At 69.8% G+C, this 15,974-nt stretch carries 14 protein-coding genes and 1 pseudogene; 5 read left to right on the plus strand and 10 right to left on the minus strand.

What is annotated here, in order from left to right:
* From MYF83_RS22440 to MYF83_RS22450, 3 genes are all read right to left on the minus strand, one after another.
* The gene (locus MYF83_RS22440; protein ID WP_248962558.1) at positions 1-207 is read right to left on the minus strand and encodes a hypothetical protein; all 207 of its coding nucleotides are present in this window, start codon (positions 205-207) and stop codon (positions 1-3) included.
* A gap of 56 nt (positions 208-263) precedes the next feature.
* The gene (locus MYF83_RS22445) at positions 264-734 is read right to left on the minus strand and encodes an Rv1352/Rv1906c domain-containing protein (protein WP_248962559.1); all 471 of its coding nucleotides are present in this window, start codon (positions 732-734) and stop codon (positions 264-266) included.
* A gap of 484 nt (positions 735-1,218) precedes the next feature.
* On the minus strand, positions 1,219-2,451 hold the full coding sequence (locus MYF83_RS22450) for a PAS domain-containing sensor histidine kinase (RefSeq protein WP_248962561.1): 1,233 nt from the start codon (positions 2,449-2,451) through the stop codon (positions 1,219-1,221).
* 155 nt (positions 2,452-2,606) lie between these two features.
* Here MYF83_RS22450 and MYF83_RS22455 point away from each other — a divergent pair, with 155 nt between their 5' ends.
* The 4 genes from MYF83_RS22455 (at position 2,607) to MYF83_RS22470 (ending at position 6,524) form a co-directional block, all read left to right on the plus strand.
* On the plus strand, positions 2,607-2,903 hold the full coding sequence (locus MYF83_RS22455) for a cellulose binding domain-containing protein (protein ID WP_248962563.1): 297 nt from the start codon (positions 2,607-2,609) through the stop codon (positions 2,901-2,903).
* 597 nt (positions 2,904-3,500) lie between these two features.
* Positions 3,501-4,880 (plus strand): FAD-binding oxidoreductase, encoded by a 1,380-nt coding sequence (locus tag MYF83_RS22460; protein WP_248962565.1) that lies wholly within the window; start codon positions 3,501-3,503, stop codon positions 4,878-4,880.
* 124 nt (positions 4,881-5,004) lie between these two features.
* On the plus strand, positions 5,005-5,343 hold the full coding sequence (locus MYF83_RS22465; protein ID WP_279339917.1) for a TetR/AcrR family transcriptional regulator C-terminal ligand-binding domain-containing protein: 339 nt from the start codon (positions 5,005-5,007) through the stop codon (positions 5,341-5,343).
* 134 nt (positions 5,344-5,477) lie between these two features.
* The gene (locus MYF83_RS22470) at positions 5,478-6,524 is read left to right on the plus strand and encodes a metallophosphoesterase family protein (protein ID WP_248962566.1); all 1,047 of its coding nucleotides are present in this window, start codon (positions 5,478-5,480) and stop codon (positions 6,522-6,524) included.
* Between the two features lie 82 nt (positions 6,525-6,606).
* Here the strand turns inward: MYF83_RS22470 and MYF83_RS22475 are convergent.
* The 7 genes and pseudogenes from MYF83_RS22475 to MYF83_RS22505 form a co-directional block, all read right to left on the minus strand.
* Positions 6,607-6,996, minus strand: a pseudogene (locus tag MYF83_RS22475) (Dyp-type peroxidase); the annotation flags it as partial.
* 20 nt (positions 6,997-7,016) lie between these two features.
* The gene (locus MYF83_RS22480) at positions 7,017-7,577 is read right to left on the minus strand and encodes a GNAT family N-acetyltransferase (RefSeq protein WP_279339888.1); all 561 of its coding nucleotides are present in this window, start codon (positions 7,575-7,577) and stop codon (positions 7,017-7,019) included.
* 96 nt (positions 7,578-7,673) lie between these two features.
* Complete coding sequence (locus MYF83_RS22485) at positions 7,674-8,891, minus strand: RNA polymerase sigma factor (RefSeq protein ID WP_308201489.1); 1,218 nt, start codon at positions 8,889-8,891, stop codon at positions 7,674-7,676.
* Positions 8,892-8,933: 42 nt separating this feature from the next.
* On the minus strand, positions 8,934-9,287 hold the full coding sequence (locus MYF83_RS22490; protein WP_248962569.1) for a YciI family protein: 354 nt from the start codon (positions 9,285-9,287) through the stop codon (positions 8,934-8,936).
* Between the two features lie 207 nt (positions 9,288-9,494).
* Entirely contained in the window at positions 9,495-10,703 is a 1,209-nt protein-coding gene (locus MYF83_RS22495; RefSeq protein WP_248962573.1) for a monooxygenase, read from the minus strand.
* A gap of 211 nt (positions 10,704-10,914) precedes the next feature.
* The gene (locus MYF83_RS22500; protein WP_248962574.1) at positions 10,915-13,245 is read right to left on the minus strand and encodes a HelD family protein; all 2,331 of its coding nucleotides are present in this window, start codon (positions 13,243-13,245) and stop codon (positions 10,915-10,917) included.
* Positions 13,246-13,411: 166 nt separating this feature from the next.
* The gene (locus MYF83_RS22505) at positions 13,412-13,783 is read right to left on the minus strand and encodes an STAS domain-containing protein (RefSeq protein WP_248962577.1); all 372 of its coding nucleotides are present in this window, start codon (positions 13,781-13,783) and stop codon (positions 13,412-13,414) included.
* 139 nt (positions 13,784-13,922) lie between these two features.
* Between MYF83_RS22505 and MYF83_RS22510 the strand changes: the two genes are divergently transcribed.
* A complete protein-coding gene (locus tag MYF83_RS22510; RefSeq protein ID WP_248962581.1) occupies positions 13,923-15,734 on the plus strand; it encodes a glycosyltransferase family 2 protein in 1,812 nt (603 codons plus the stop codon).
* Positions 15,735-15,974 lie beyond the last annotated feature (240 nt).

Raw genomic sequence — 15,974 nt, forward strand, 5'->3', positions numbered from 1 at the left:
CTAGTGCGTGGGTTGCGCGGCTGGGCTGAAGACCTTCTCCAGGAAGCTCTCGCGTGTCTCGTCGTCAAGTTTGCCGTCCAGCGCCAGGGCGGTCGCGATCGAGTCCTGGCTGACCGCGCGGGGCGCCATCAGGCGGTGCTCGGCTCCGCCGACGATCTCACCGATCGTGTGCATGGCGGTGTGGGGGCGGATCAGCCAGTCGAGCATGCGCTGCTGCCTCCCTCCAGTGTTTCAGCACCCGCGCGGAGCGCCTTTGGAGTCGCCTACTTCTTCCTACTCCACTCGCAGCCCCCGGAGAATGTCATGAACTTGATCGGAGACTTCACAACTACCGTGGTCGGCCCCTTGGTGATGTCCACGTAGATGAGCCCGTCATCGTCGAGGGTTTTGAGGTGCTTGCGGTAGCAGCCCGAACTCCCCTCGGGTGGACCCCCGGTCGTATAAGTACCGGGTTTGACGTCGACGCCTACCTCATAGGTGCCATCCGTGATCACTTCATCGGAGTGCAGTTTCTGTATTGGAGTGGGGGCGGACTCGGGCTGGGTCGGCTCCGAACCCGCCGTCTCGGTGACAGTGACGGTCGGCACAGGTAGGGATGCCAGACGACCGTCAACATCACGTGCGAGGTTCAGGGTCGAGCAGCCATAGAGCGCTAGCGCGAGCCCTGCAACCCCAACTCCGAGCGACAGCTTGGAGTGCTTGACCTTGGGTTGCGGGCCCACCGGTTGAGTCATGTCGCCTTGATCCCACCAAACGGTTAGCTAAGGAACTTTACCGGCGATACAGTACATCAGCGCACATGTGTCCTTTTCTTCGCCGTCCAGGAGCGGCGGGTGGGCTTCCCCCCGTCACGTGGAGATATCGCCTTAAGGAGGACGGCGACGACGGAGCCGAGGAACTGGCCGCCCTCTTAGTGACCGATGGTGCCGGTGTGGTAATCGGATTCATGCTCAACGGGATGATCTCGGGGACGCCATGCGCGGGAGAGTAGCCGCAGGGTATGACAACGCTCCCTGCGATGCGCGTGATCTTGCTAATGGAAGTGCTAACACCGTCCCTGGACGCGGGTGGACATCCGTGGAAGGCGATTTGCTGACACGAGCTACACGGAGGCATCCTCGATCGCCGTTCGCGAGGATGTCAGCCGCCATCTCGAAGCAGGTATACGCGATGCCGGGCCTGCCGTCCGTGGGCAAGATCTACCTTCGCGCAACAGGCCTAGGCGGCGAGGGGGAGGCGGAGGACGAAGCGGGCGCCGGTGGGGTGGTCGGCGGCGTACAGGTGGCCGCCGTAGGACTGGGCGATCTCGCGGGCGATGGGCAGACCGAGCCCGGAGCCGCCGGGATCCAGGCGGCGGGCATCGTCCAGACGGCTGAGGCGCTCGAACACTCTTTCGCGGTCGGCCGGGGCGATGCCGGGTCCGTCGTCGATGACTTCCAGGACTGCGTCCGGTGGGTCGGTGGTGACGATGATCGCGATCGTGGTGGTGGTGTGCCGTTCGGCGTTGGCCACCAGGTTGCCCAGGAGCCGGGCCAGCCGGATCCGGGAGGCGTGCACTACCACCTGCTGATCGAGCTTGGTGAGCAAGGTGGGGGTCAGAGTGCGGCGTTCCAGTTCGTCCATCACGAGGTGGGCCAGGTCGACCGGTTCAGTGGCGGGTGGCGTCGCGGTGTCCAGGCGGGCGAGTTCGAGCAGATCGCCCACGATGTCGTTGAGCCGTTCGGCGTCTAGCAGCAATCTGCGCAGCATCTGGCGCAGGTCGCTGTCGGGTTCTGAGATTGCGACCTCAATGTCGGTCAGTATCCCGGTGATCGGGTTGCGCAGGTCGTGGGAGGCATCGAAGACGAACCGCCGCTGCCGTTCGATGGCCTCTCGTAGCACCGACACGGTCTGACGTTGTTGCCTGTGTGCCTGCTTGAGTTGTTCGTTGAGGTCCTGAAGTTCGCGGGCGCGAACGTATACATCGGTTCCCATCGCCTCCAGCTTCGCCCGCGCCTCTGTGACGTCGCATTCGTCGAGCCGCCTCAGCTGCATGAGGAAGTCAGTGATCTCCTCGGTCCGGTGAATGATCAGTTGCACTTCACCGTCCGGGCCCAGAACCGGCGTGTTGATCGTGCTCCAGTACCGCTCTTCGAACACCCCCGGCCTGCCGCTCGCCTCGATGTCGTACCGTTGCAGCGCCATGGTGTCCGGTTCGCCCGTGGCCAGCACCCGTCCCAGCGAATCGCGCAGGCCCTCCGCCCCCTGCACGTCAGGATCGTTGGGAGCGTTTGGATTGCCGGGGAAGACCGCGAAGTAGTGTCGGCCGAGCAGGTCCGCCTCGCTCCGCCCGACCACCTTCAAATAGGCGTCATTGGCCGCCACCATGGCGAAGTCCGGCGTCAGTACCAGCAACGGAGCCACGAGGGCCTTGAACACCGCCCGGTAGTCGACCTCTGTATCCACCACCATGCCTCACCTCAACCTCCTTACGTCCAAAGCTAGGCGAGGAGAACGGGATCCCAGACCACCGGCCCCTATCCACCTCACATGACCGGTTGAGGTGCAAGGGGAGGCGACCGCGTCCGGTCAGGGGTTGCCGTCTTGATCGTGTTGTTAGGCGAGGTGTGTACAGCCAGGTCGGCAGCTGGTCCGGCGCATTCCAGGGTCAGGTGACCGTGACCAACACCGGCACCACCGCGACCACCGGGTGGACGGTGACACTCACCTTCCCCAACAGCCAGCGGATCACGCAGATCTGGGGTGCCCGCACCGACAGCACCGGCAGCCCGTACACGATCACGAACGAGAGCTACAACGGAACGCCGGCCCCCAACGCGTCCACCGCGTTCGGCTTCCTGGCGACCTCGAGCAGCATCAACAACGCGCCCACGGCCACCTGCACCCGAACACCGTCAAGCTAGCCCTGTTCTCCGCATGATTGCTTTCGCGGTCAGAATCATGAGCGGCGAGTCGGCCCGTCTGGCTGAGTATGAGCGGTCTTTCGGGTCAACCTCGTTATCGGGCGCGCTGAGGGCGGGCCGAGCTCCTCGCGACGCCAGATCCGGGGCCGGAACCCTCACCTCGCGCCGATCCCGGGCCGCTGCGGGTGCCCGGACGGGCAGTCATGGGTCGGGCCATGCCGCCGCGAAGGGCAAGCACGCCGGTCGCCCCCGCAAGCTCTCACCCGCCCATATCGCCGCGGCCGTCGCCACCGGCGAGGAAGCGGCCTCGCGTGATCGCTCGCCGAACCCGGTGGACTCTTACCCCGGCTCGGAGCGCTTCTTCACCCGTCACCTCGTCGAAGGCGGCGCTTCCGCGGCGGCCAGGTAGCCGCCGATGACGGTGATCCGGCGGCCACCCCACCCCCACCCCTATTCGGGTTGAAAGCCGACTGCCCAGAAGGAATGATCCATAGAGGTCAATCCCTGATTGATGACTCCGTCATCGCCGAACATGAGCACGGCAATCTCTGTCAGCGACGAGCGGCAGGAAAGCAGACGCCGCGGAGGAGCTCCCTTATGCATGTGAACGTTTCCCCCGACACGATTGCGCACCTCCGCACCTCCCTCAGCGGCAGGGTGATCGAGCCGCATGACGAGGAGTACGACCAGGCGCGCTGGATCTATGCCGGCGGGTTCGACTACCGGCCGGTCGCCATCGTCCGGGCGGCCGACGCCGCCGACGTCGCGCGTGTCATCACGTTCGCCCGCGAAACCGGAACGGAACTGGCCGTACGCAGCGGTGGCCACAGCAACGCCGGTCACAGCGTCTCCGACGGCGGCATCGTGCTCGACCTCAGAGATATGTGCGGGCTGGACATCGATGTCGAAGGACGAACCGCGTGGGCCGAAGGCGGGTTGACCGCGGGCGCGTACACCACCGCCGCGGAGGCCCACGGCCTGGCGACCGGGTTCGGTGACACCGGCTCTGTCGGAATCGGCGGTATCACGCTCGGGGGTGGCATCGGCTTCCTCGTCCGCAAGCATGGCCTCACCATCGACAACCTGCTGGCCGCCGAGATCGTGACCGCGGATGGCGAGCTGCGGTATGTGGACGCGGAAAACCATCCTGACCTGTTCTGGGCGATCCGCGGCGGCGGCGGCAACTTCGGTGTCGCCACCCGGCTGCGCTTCAAGTTGTACCCGGTGGAGTCGATCGTCGGCGGGATGTTGATCCTGCCCGCGACGTCCGAGGTCATCGCCGGGTTCATCGCCGAGGCGGAGGCCGCGCCGGAGGAGCTCTCGACGATCGCCAACATCATGCCCGCGCCCCCGATGCCGTTCCTGCCGGCTGAGCAGCATGGTCAGCTGATCCTCCTGGCCTTCATGGCCTACGCCGGCGACACCGAGGCCGGCAACCAGGCCATCGCGCCGTTCCGCGCGCTGGCCACGCCCCTTTTCGACATGGTCCAGCCGATGCCCTACTCGGGAATGTTCCCGCCGGAAGAGGGCGCCGAGCAGACGTTCGCGGTGGCGACGACGATGTTCATCGACACCGTCGACCGGAGCGTGGCCGACACGATCGTCGAGTATCTCGAGTCCTCTGACGCGTCGATGCGCGCCGTGCAGCTCCGGGTGCTCGGCGGGGCGATGGCCCGCGTGCCGGTCGACGCCACCGCGTTCGCGCACCGCCACAGCCGGATCATGGTGAACCTCGCGGCGTTCTACGAGGGCCTCGAGGACCGGCCCATCAGGGAGGCCTGGATCGCCGACTTCGCGGAGACCCTCCGGCAGAGTGATTCGGGGGCATACGTCAACTTCCTGGGGGACGAGAGCATAGATCGGGTTCGCGCCGCCTACCCGGGCTCGACCTGGAACCGGCTTACGGAGATCAAGGCCGAATACGACCCGACCAACTTCTTCCGGCTCAACCAGAACATCCCGCCGGCGATCGGGTGACCTCGAGCGGCCGCGCTATGTGAGGTGTCCGTGCAGCTCATGCCCGCGAGCCCGGGATGTACGCCGCGGAGCCGTTCGGCGAGGAGGTGGCCGCTCAGCAGCAGGTTGGTCAGCGTGAAGCGGTCTGCATTCTCAGCTTCGGAAGCTCGCCGGCGAGCTGGCCACGCCCCAGGTCGCCGGTGTCACGCTCACCCTGATGCAGGGTGCGCTATGGGATCCACACGTCGCAATGCAGCGCGGCTACTGCCTCGAAGCACTTAACGAAAGGCTTGAGGTGGCGCTGGCGTTGGCCGTCGCAAGCCGAGAGATCGACATGTTCGCTGACCCGCTCGACCTCTCGGCAATACTGGTCGGACCAATTATCTATCGCACCGCCATGCAGGCCGGAACCGTCTCCCACCATCTTATCGATCAACCCATCGACAGTTTGGGGAGGTGGCAGGGGCCTGCCACGCGACGCTGAGCGAGGGACCGTGGTCACCGCGTCCGCCGGTGGATCGGTGAGAGCATGGGATCTGGTGCGGGCCCGCCGGATCGGGCCGCGATCGCGACGCCGACCCGGCGCCGGGCCGCGACAGACCAACGGGAGGGCCTGGAATGCCGAGTCGCAAGGTCGGGATCACGGCTGTGCTCATCGCCGGCTGCGTGACGGTGGGCACCGTGGTCGCGGTGGTCGGCAACGCCATGGTCGGGTCCAGGGGGACCACGGCCACGACGGCCAGCGTCACCGCGTCCGCGACGAGCACGGCCGCGGCGCCGGCGGAGCCCGACGCCGGCGACTCGGCGGGGACCGGCGTCGAGGATTCGGCGACCGGCACCGGCAAGCCGTCTGCACCGTCGTCGTCCGGCGATCCGGTGCTGGTCGGCGCGGGGGACATCGCGAACTCCGGCTCGGGTGACACCGCGACCGCCAAGCTGCTGGACGGCATACCGGGGACCGTGTTCACCTTGGGCGACAACGCCTACGACAACGGCTCCATCGCGGACTTCCGCGACTACTACGCGCCTACCTGGGGCCGGGAGAAGTCGCGCACGCGTCCGGTGCCGGGCAACCATGACTACAACACTCCAGGCGCCTCGGGGTACTTCGCCTACTTCGGCTCCGCCGCGGGTGACCCGCACAAGGGCTACTACTCCTATGACCTGGGCGACTGGCACGTCGTGGCGCTCAACTCCAACTGCTCCGCGGTCGGCGGGTGCGACGCCGGCTCGGCCCAGGAGCGGTGGCTGCGCGCGGACCTCGCGGCCAGCGGCAAGCCGTGCACTTTGGCGTACTGGCACCACCCCCGCTTCACCTCGGGCGCGAACCACCCGCCCGACACCTCGGTGCAGCCGCTGGTGCGGGCGCTGTACGACCACGACGCCGAGGTGATCGTCACCGGGCACAACCACCAGTACGAGCGGTTCGCCCCCATGGACCCAGGCGGGCGGCTCGACCAGGCCAGAGGCATCCGGCACTTCGTCGTGGGGACGGGTGGCGCCGGTCTCTACGGGTTCGGCAGGATCTTGCCCAACAGCCAGGTGCGTAATAACGACACCTTCGGCGTGATCAAGTTCACCTTGCACTCCAGCGGCTACACCTGGCGGTTCGTGCCCGAGGCGGGCAAGACCTTCACCGACGGCGGCACCACCGCCTGTCACTGACCGGCATACGTTCTGGGTGCGGCGCCGCGCCCGGAGTGGCCGTGCACGCCGGGGCGCGGCATCCGCACCGTGCGAAGTCCGATCAGGACAGGAGGGTCTCGCCGATCCAGCCGCCGGGGGAGCAGCCCGGTGGGAGGGCGAACACGGCCGAGCCGATCGGGGTGGTCCACTCGTTCAGCAGGTCGGCTTCCGCCAGGTTCTTCTGGATGGGGACGAACTGGCGGCCGATGTCGGACTGGTACGAGGCGAAGATCAGCCCGGAGTCGGAACGGCCGTCAGCGGTGAGGCCCTGGTCGTAGTTGTAGGGGCGGCGAAGGATCCGCATGGCCGGGTCCTTCACGCGGGCCCTTCTGATGTGGGCGTACTCGGAGATGACCGGGAACCCGGCCGCGGTGAGCCGGGTGAAGTCCGGTTCGTCGTGTTCCGCCTTCCTGGTGAGCGGCGCTCCGCTGTCGAGGCGGCGTCCCACGCTGAAACTGTGGGTCTGTGGGGTCACGTGCTGTGGAGGGGGCGCTCCTCCGGGTCTTGCCCCGCGTGGCGGACGTGCAGGTGTCCGTCCTTGGGGAACGGCGGCCGGGCCGGCAGGACGCCCTCCAGGGGGTATCCGCACTTCTGTGCCACCCGGCAGGACGCGAGATTGTCCACCTGATGGAGCAATTCGAGGCGCTCCAGCTCCCAGGTCTCGAACGCCCAGCGTGAGACGGCGTCCAGGGCCCGCACCGCGATGCCCCGCCCGCGGGCGTCCGCTGCCGTCCAGTAGCCGACCTCGGCGGACGGCTTGCCGGGGACGAGTTCCTTCAACAGGATGTGGGCCACCGGCCGCTCCGCCTCCAGTACGGCGAAGCTGCACTGCCTTCCCTCCGTCCAGCCGCGCTGGTGTGTCTGGAGCCACTGCCGGGCGTCGTCCTCGTCGTGCACCGGCATCCTTGTCCAGCGGCGCAGCACCGGATCACGATAAATCTCGATCAAGGTGGGGATATCGCCTTCGTCCCACGGTCGGAGAACGAGCGCGGGGAAGGCCGCGGTGCCATCGGCCTGGAGAACAATGGTCATCCCGCCTTCTTATCGTGAGTCGAAGGAGGGCGCGCAACCGAGGCGGCGTTCCCGCAGCAGGTCCAGGAAGTCGAGCGGGGCGCGACGTCGGCGGGATCAGGCTGGGCCGAGGGCCGAGAGGTTACGGCGGAGGAAGTCACGTTCGGCCGTGTTGCCGGTGCGGGCGATCGCCGCTTCATACGCCTGGGCGGCCTCGGCGTCGCGGCCCAGGCGCCGCAGCAGGTCGGCGCGGATGGCGTGGAACAGGTGGTAGCCGCCGAGGTCGAGGGCGTCGACCAGGGAGAGCGCCGCCTGCGGCCCGTCGACCTCGGCCACCGCGACGGCGCGGTTGAGCGCCGCCACCGGGTTCGGGGCCGGCGCCAGGAGCTGGTCGTACAGGGCCACGATCTGCCGCCAGTCGGTGTCGGCGGCGGTCGGCGCGTCGCTGTGCACGGCGTTGATGGCGGCCTGGATCTGGTAGGGCCCTGGCCGGTCGCGCCGCAGGCACTGCCGGACGATGGCCTGGCCCTCGGCGATGAGCTCGCGGTCCCACCGGCCGCGGTCCTGGTCGGCCAGCAGCACCAGGTCGCCGCCGGGGGTGGTGCGGGCGGCCCGGCGCGACTCCAGGAGCAGCATGAGCGCGAGCAGCCCCATGACCTCCGGTTCGTCGGGCATGAGCTCGGCCAGCAGCCGTCCCAGGCGGACGGCTTCGGCGCACAGGTCCTCGCGGACCAGCCGGTCTCCGCTGCTCGCCGCGTAGCCCTCGTTGAAGACGAGGTAGACCACGGCCAGTACGGCCCGGAAGCGGTCGGGCAGTTCGGCCTCGGCCGGGACCCGGTAGGGGATGCCCGCGTCGCGGATCTTGTTCTTGGCCCGGACCAGCCGCTGGGCCATGGTGGCCTCCGGCACCAGGAAGGCGCGTGCGATCTCGGCGGTGGTGAGCCCGCCCAGCAGCCGCAGCGTCAGCGCGACGCGGGTGCCGGGGGCCAGCGAGGGGTGGCAGCAGGTGAAGATCAGACGTAGCCGGTCGTCGCGCACTGGGCCGTCCTGTGATGGTTCATCGCCGAGATCGCCTGGGTGACCGAGATGGCCGGGGTCGAGCAGGGCGGCCTGGGCATGGCGTTCCTGGCGGGTGCTCTCCCGGCGGAAGCGGTCGATGCCCCGGTTGCGGGCGGTGGTGATGATCCAGCCCGCCGGGCTCGGGGGCAGGCCGGTGGACGGCCACCGCCGCACCGCCTCGGTGAACGCGTCCTGGACCGCCTCCTCGGCGCTGTCGATGTCGCCGAGAACACGGACCAGGACGGCCACCGCGCGGCCGTACTCCTGACGGAACACCCGTTCAACGTCAGAGGCGGAAATAGCCGACATGTCGTGCAATCAGGCTTCGTACTCTCCCAGGAACGGGCGCACCTCGATCGGGAGCGTGCCGGCCCGGGCGAGCCTGCGCCCCCACTCCAGGGCGGCGTCGAGGTCGGCCGCCCGGATGACGACGAACCCGCCGATGTGCTCCTTGCCCTCGATGTACGGCCCGTCGGTGATGAGCGCCTCGCCGTCCTCGACCCGCACCACGGTGGCCGAACTCGTGGGATGCAGCCTGCTGGTGAAGACCCACGCGCCGGCGGCCTCCATCTCCTGGTGCACGGCCTCGAGATCTCGCATGATCGGCCCCAGCACCTCGGGCGGGGGAGGGTCCCCATGGGGCTGGTACATGCTCAGCAGATACTGCTTCAACCTTCGACTCCTCCTCGTCGCGACCGCTCGGCCGGCCGGCGGGTCGCGATGATCTCGCGGCCGGCGCCGGGCCGGCTTCTCACTCCTATACGAACGGCTCGCGGCCGGATCGACACCGGAAGAGGAGCGAATCCGGAAAATTCTTCAGCCGTCAGCCGTCAGCCGTCAGCCGTCAGCCGTCAGCCGTCAGCCGTCAGCCGTCAGCCGTCAGCCGGCGGGGTGGCCGCCCGGAGCCCAGACGAGCAGGCCCAGGCACATCTCGTCGCTGGTGCCCTCGCCCCAGACGACGTACCGCGCGGGCACGCCCTGCAACGCGGGCAGCATCTTGCGCAGCCCCGCGTCGTGGGTGCAGGTCACCCGGAAGGTGTCGCCGGGCTTGACGGTGACGGGCTTGTCGAGCGGGCGGATGGCCTGGTCGTCGAAGTTGTAGTTGGGGATGTCCAGGAGCGTGCGCGCCCCTGGTGTCCCGGGGTTGAGCTCGACCTTGATCGAGCGCCCGAGCAGGTGCATGTGGCCGGCGACCGCGTATATCGTGCCGCCCGCCGGGGTCTGCTGGTCGCAGTGCTGCGTGGGCCCGGGCACGGGCGGCTTGGCGTTGTTGCAGTACTGGTTGAGCCGGGTGACCGTGTCCCCGGCCTGCTGCCCGAAGCGCTGGGCGACGTCGCGCACCGCCGCCTGGCGGTCGCACAGCGGGCCCGACTCGGCGGCCGTGCACGGCAGTTCGATGGGCGCGATCAGCTGCTCGGTCGCGAGCGGGGTCAGCCGCGCCTTGCCATCGGTGAGCCGCAGCCTGATCGCCGACTGGTCGCTGCTGCCCGGCTTGCCGTGGGTGGCGAGCAGGTTGTAGTGCACCTGCATGATCAGCCGGCTGCCCGCGGGCATCGGGTAGCCGACCTTCTGTGTGAGCAGCGTCTCGTTGGCGCCCGGCGCCCAGTGGCCGATCCAGTCGCCGCCTTCCACACCGGCGTCGCCGAAGCAGGTCCAGCCCTCGCCCGGCGTCTGCTCGTCGTACGCCTTCGCGGCCTTCACCTGGTCGGGCCCGATCCTGAAGATGATGGCGTGGTGGACGATCGCGGTGTTCTGCGGCAGGAACTGGCTGCCGGTGAGGAACGCCTCGTGCGTGAGCCCGGGGTCGACCAGGAAGCACCGGTATTCATCGGTGCCTCCCGAGGGGGCGGCCGGCGTGTACGGCGAGGGCAGCTTGAGATCGACGAACCGCTCCGACGCCCGCAGCGGCGCGGCCGGCGGAGGCGTGAAAGGTTTCCCGTGGGCGTGCGCCGTGGTGGCCGGTCCCGCGCTCGTGGTGCCCGAAGCGGACGGATGCTCCTGCGAACCGCATGACACGATGAGCAACGTGGCGGCGAGCGCGATGGCCACCCCCGTCACCCACCGCACCGGCCGTAACGCGTCTTTCATGATCGCCCCCTGCCTGGCCGGGATCCGCGTGGATCACCGGCACGTCGAATGGAAGATCCTCTCGGTCCGGTCCGGGGTCCCGGGTGGAGCCCGGAGCGTGTCGAGCGTGTCGAACTGAGGATGTGGCCCGATCTGCTTCCACCCTGCGCGGTCCCGGAGTGGTTCCGCATCCCTCCGGAGGCGGAAGGCGCTCGTTCTTTCGGTTGAGGCCCTACGGACGACAGGGCGCGGGCGAGGTGTCCGTCCTCTGGCGCAGCCGGGCCAGCACGGGGGGCAGGTCGTGCTCGTGGACGATCGTCAGGCGCCGGGTCGCGCGGGTGATCGCCACGTACAGGTCCTGGCCGCCCTTCGGGGACTGGGCCAGGATCTCGTCGGGCGCGACGATCACCACGGAGTCGAACTCCAGGCCCTTGGACCGGGTGACGGTCAGGACGACAGAGGGGGAGTCCAGGGCGTCCGCCGTGAGCGCCGACGCCGCCTCGGGAAGCATCGCGGCGATCTCGTCGTGCCGGGCGTCGGGGGTCAGGACGGCCAGCCTTCCCTCGCCGATCTCCGCGTGCTCGGACCGCACCAGCTCGGCGAGGGCTTGGCGAAGCCCGGCGCGGGGCACCCGCAGGGCGCGCGGCGGCGCCTCCCCTCCGCGGACGGAGATCGGCGGCTCCTGGTCCGGGGCCACGGCCTTCAGCACGTCGGCGGCGACCTCCATGATCTCCGCCGGGGTCCGGTAGTTGACCAGCAGGCGGGCTTCGCGCCAGCGTCCCCGGACGTAAGGGTCGAGCATCTCGCCCCATGACCGCGCGCCCGCCGCCGAGCCGGTCTGGGCGACGTCGCCGACGACCGTCAGGGAGCGGGTCGGGATGCGGCGCATGACCGTGCGCCAGGCCATCGGCGACAGCTCCTGCGCCTCGTCCACGATGACGTGGCCATAGGCCCAGCGCCGGTCGCGCTCGGCCTTCTGCGCGGTCGTCAGGCCCGATCCGTCGCCGTCGTGCCAATCGGCGAGGTCGCGTGCGTCCAGCATCGTCGTCTCGGCGACCCCGCTGATCACCAGCACGTCCCGCGCGTACCGTTCCATGACGCGGCGCTCTTGCCGTGCGGCCCGTTCGGCGGCGGCGGCCTGCGCGGCGTCCTCGCCGAGCAGCTCGGCGGCCTCGTCCAGCAGGGGGACGTCGTCGACGGTCCAGGGCGCTCCGGCCGGGCGCGCGAGCAGGTCCGCCTCCTCGGGCCGCAGCACCCCGGCGGCGGCCGAGCGCAGCGCGGCGGGGTCGGCGAGCAGCTCGGCGACCAGCCGTTCGGGCGTGAGGAGCGGCCACAGCTCGTCCAGGGCCTCGCGCACCGAGCGGGTCTGCCACAGCGCGGCGCGGGCGTACCGCAGGTCTTCCTCGTCGAGCGGGCGGTCCAGTTGCCGCGCCTCGTCCAGGGCGAGCGCGGTGAGGGCCGAGTCGACGAACAGCTTGCGCGCCACGTTGTGCGGGCTCCGCACGGTTCGTGCCCTGTCGCGGGCTCGGACGCAGGTGTCGTGTCCGATCCGCAGCGCCATCCGCTCCACCACGACCTCGACGCCGCCTCGCACCGAGGTCTTGGTGGGGACCAGGATCGTGAGGTCGCCGCCGGGTACGCGCTGGCGGTCGCGTACCGCGGCCCTGAGGAGGTCGACCATCCGCGGGTCGCTCTTGACGACGGCCGTTCGCGGCTCGTCGGCGGCGGTGGCGCGCACGCCGGGGTACAGCTCGCCCACGGTGGTGAGCACGACCTCGGTCTCGCCGAGGGACGGCAGCACGTTGCCGATGTAGCGCAGGAACATGGTGTTCGGGCCGACGACCAGGACGCCGCGGCGTTCCAGGGTGTCGCGGTGCGCGTACAGCAGGTAGGCCGCGCGGTGCAGGGCGGCCACGGTCTTGCCCGTTCCGGGGCCTCCCTGGACGACCAGCGCCCCCGGCAGGCCGGACCTGATCACCTGGTCCTGCTCGGCCTGGATGGTCGCGACGACGTCGCCCATGCGCCCGGTGCGCCCGCGCCGCAGCGCCGCCATGAGGGCGGCCTCGCCGACGAGGGTGCGGCGGTCGGGCTCGCTCATCCGCCCGAGGTCGAACACCTCGTCGTCGAGGTCGACGACGGTACGGCCGCGGGTGTGCAGGTGGCGGCGGCGTACCAGCGGGCCGGGGTCGCTCGGGGTGGCGGTGTAGAACGGGCGGGCGGCGGGCGCGCGCCAGTCGATCAGGACCAGCTCGTCGCCCGCGTCGCGCAGCCCGACGCGGCCTATGTAGTACGTCTCGTCGCCGGCCTCGTCGATCCGGCCGAAGCACAGCCCGCGCTCCACGCCGGACAGCTGTGAGGCGCGCCGGGCGTGCTCGTGGGACGACACGTCGCGTTCGACGCGGGCCTGGTGGGTGCCGCCGGGCGTGCCGCGCCCGTGCTCCTCGCGGAGCGCCGTCTCGGCGCGCCGGCGTACGGCGTCGAGGCGGTCGTACAGCATGGAGACGTAGGACTGTTCGGCTCGCAGGGCTTCGGCGCGGGCGGTTGAGGGTGCGCGATGCTCCATCAGTGTGGTATACTCCTAACGGGCAGTGCTGTGAGACTGGCGTTAAGACATGCCAAGCGATAGAGCGTAACAGCTCATCCTCCGCGTCGCCATCCACCCGTCACCGAGCCCGCGTGCGAGTCCCCGCCGGCCTGTGCGCCCCTCTGCCCGTGCGCCCCTGGGCCGGTCAGGCCCTCTGCAGGAGCGCCACCGCGTCTTCCGTGTTCGGGAAGATCTCGAAGTGCTGGTCGAGGTTGGTGATCACGAGCAGCCTCGAGATCGCCCCGGGCGCCACCGCCAGCGCCAGCCTCCCGTCCAGCTCCCGCACCCGGTTGTAGGTGCCGACCAGCAGGCCCAGCCCCATGGAGTCGCAGAACCTGGTGCGGGTGAGGTCGAGTACCAGGCGTGGCGGCCGGGACACTCCTATCGCGTGGTCGAGTTCCGCGCGCAGCCGCGGAACGGCGCTCATGTCGAGCTCGCCGCTGATCTCCACGACCACGCAGGGCCCATCGTGCCTTTCGCGAATGTCCAGTCCCGTGTCGCGTGCGGGGTAGGCCATGCCCTCACCTCCGTTTCCGGCTCGCTACCCCGACAAAACGGCAATAAGCCCACACGGCCAAATAAGCTGCTGGGCCGGGTGATGACAACGCGGTGATTGCGCCGCGTGGCGCGGGTCAGCGGTTACATAATGAATCGCAATGAAGACGGAAAGTAGTCGGCATGTCGACGTGAGCATCGTGGTGCCCGTCCACAATTGCCGCCCCTACCTCGACCGGTGTCTCACGTCGCTGCTCATGCAGCCCGTCAGCAAAGAGATCGTCGTCGTCGACGACGGGTCCACCGACGGCAGCCGTGACCTCCTCGCCGACTATGCCCAGAAATTTCCGGAAATACGGGTCTGCTACCAGCAGGCCTCCGGCGGCGCCGCCCGGCCGAGGAACCGGGCCATCGCCCAGGCCGGCGGCCGGTACGTCTTCTTCTGCGACGCCGACGACCACCTCGGCCCCGAGGCGCTGCCGCGCATGCTGGCCATGGCCGAGCGCAACGGCTCCGACATCGTGCTCGGCAAGATGGTCGGGCACGGCCGCAAGGTCCCCACCTCCATGTTCCGCGAGAACCGCGACCGCGCGCCGCTCGGCGAGAGCACGGTCTACAACCTCCTCACCTGCTTCAAGCTCTTCCGCCGCGAGCTGCTCACCCGCCACCGCATCCGCTTCGACGAGTCGCTGCGGGTCGGGGAGGACATCATCTTCTCGGTCCACGCCTACTGCCACGCCCAGACGATCTCCGTGGTCGCCGACCACGACTGCTACCACCTGATGGCCCGGCCGGACGGCAGCAGCATCATGCAGGAGCCCGGCAGCCGCGACCCGCTCGCCTGGCTGCGCATGATCCGCGCGCCCATCGAGCTCATGATCCGCCACGTCCCCGCGGGGCCGCTCCGCGACCACCTCCTGCGCCGGCACTTCCGCTTCGACATCCTCGGCCAGCTCGGCGCGCCGTTCCTGACGGCCGACGCGGCGGTGCGGCGGGTCATCGCCCAAGAGGTGTCCGGCATGTGCGCGACCTGGCTGACCGACGGGGTGCTCGAGAGGCTGCGCCCGATCGACCGGCTCCGGGCCGCCTCGCTCGGCGACGTCGACCGCCTGGTGCGGCTCGCCCGCGTCGAGACCGCGGCGCTGCGCCGCCGCCTGACCGGGCTCGCATGGGTGGGCGACCGCCTGGAGGTCTCCGGCCGCGCGTCCCTCGCCGACTCCTGGAACGGCGTCACGGTCGGCCTGCTCCTGCGGGAGCGTTCCACCTCGGCTGAGCGCCGGGTCCCGGTGACCTCCGTGGCCGACGTCTTCGTCGGCAGCGTCGAGGTGTCACGCCTGCCGCCCGGCGTGTGGGACATGTACGTCGTGATCGCGCGCGAGGGGGTGCGCCGGGTGGCGAGGTTCGGCGCCGACCGCGATCCCGAGGTGGGGAGTCCCGCCCCCCGTCTGATGTCCGCGGTCGCGGTGCCGTACTTCACCCGCCCGCGCGGCAACCTCAGCATCGACGTCGGCGGCCACGTGGCCGCGGTCCCCGGGTCCGTACGGCTGACCCGCGCCGCCTGGGGCGGCAAGGGGACGCTCACCATCGAAGGCTCGGTGACCGTGGGCGGCGGGTGTCCCGCGGCGTGGTCCGCACGACAGGTGGTCTGGCGGGAGCGGTCCTCGGGGAACGAGCGGCGGGTCTCCGCCTCGGCCGCTGGCGACGCGCGGTTCACCGCCACGGCGACGCTGGACGTTCCGGGCGTCTGGGAGGCCGATCTGGAGCTCAACCTGGGCGGGCCGCCTCTCCGCTACCCCGTCCAGGTCGGCGAGGCCGAGCTCGCGGAGCTCGGGCCGGGCATGGCGTGGTGGCGCGGCCGAAGGCGCTGGACGGCGACGGTCCGCGCTTCCAAGATCCGGCGCAGGCTCGTGGTGACCGTCCGGGCCAGAGACCCGAGGGCGGTCGTGCGCCGTTCGATCCGCATCGGCCGCTGACGGGCGCCTCGTGTGAGGCGAGGGGGTGATGGGTATGTGCCGGGGGGCTGACCTGCGAAATCGCCACGGCGCCTCCTGAAGGGGATACCAGGGGAGAGGTGCCCTGGCGGGACTGGGGCCCCTGTTCCGCCCCCCTACCGCCGGGATCGGGCGGCTGCCGTCCCTTATCGGCGGAGGCCGGATCCCCACCCTTCCGGCCGTTAATGCCAATCTCTTGCACCTACAACCCGATGGCTTAGA

Source organism: Sphaerisporangium perillae, from assembly GCF_023276435.1.
GTDB classification, from domain to species: Bacteria; Actinomycetota; Actinomycetes; order Streptosporangiales; family Streptosporangiaceae; genus Sphaerisporangium; species Sphaerisporangium perillae.

Excerpts from the sequence above, each read along its gene's own strand:
- MYF83_RS22440 (WP_248962558.1), bottom strand. The coding sequence starts at position 207 with ATGCTCGACTGGCTGATCCGCCCCCACACCGCCATGCACACGATCGGT.
- MYF83_RS22445 (WP_248962559.1), bottom strand. The coding sequence starts at position 734 with ATGACTCAACCGGTGGGCCCGCAACCCAAGGTCAAGCACTCCAAGCTG.
- MYF83_RS22450 (WP_248962561.1), bottom strand. The coding sequence starts at position 2,451 with ATGGTGGTGGATACAGAGGTCGACTACCGGGCGGTGTTCAAGGCCCTC.
- MYF83_RS22460 (WP_248962565.1), top strand. The coding sequence starts at position 3,501 with ATGCATGTGAACGTTTCCCCCGACACGATTGCGCACCTCCGCACCTCC.
- MYF83_RS22470 (WP_248962566.1), top strand. The coding sequence starts at position 5,478 with ATGCCGAGTCGCAAGGTCGGGATCACGGCTGTGCTCATCGCCGGCTGC.
- MYF83_RS22480 (WP_279339888.1), bottom strand. The coding sequence starts at position 7,577 with ATGACCATTGTTCTCCAGGCCGATGGCACCGCGGCCTTCCCCGCGCTC.
- MYF83_RS22495 (WP_248962573.1), bottom strand. The coding sequence starts at position 10,703 with ATGAAAGACGCGTTACGGCCGGTGCGGTGGGTGACGGGGGTGGCCATC.
- MYF83_RS22500 (WP_248962574.1), bottom strand. The coding sequence starts at position 13,245 with ATGGAGCATCGCGCACCCTCAACCGCCCGCGCCGAAGCCCTGCGAGCC.
- MYF83_RS22505 (WP_248962577.1), bottom strand. The coding sequence starts at position 13,783 with ATGGCCTACCCCGCACGCGACACGGGACTGGACATTCGCGAAAGGCAC.
- MYF83_RS22510 (WP_248962581.1), top strand. The coding sequence starts at position 13,923 with ATGAAGACGGAAAGTAGTCGGCATGTCGACGTGAGCATCGTGGTGCCC.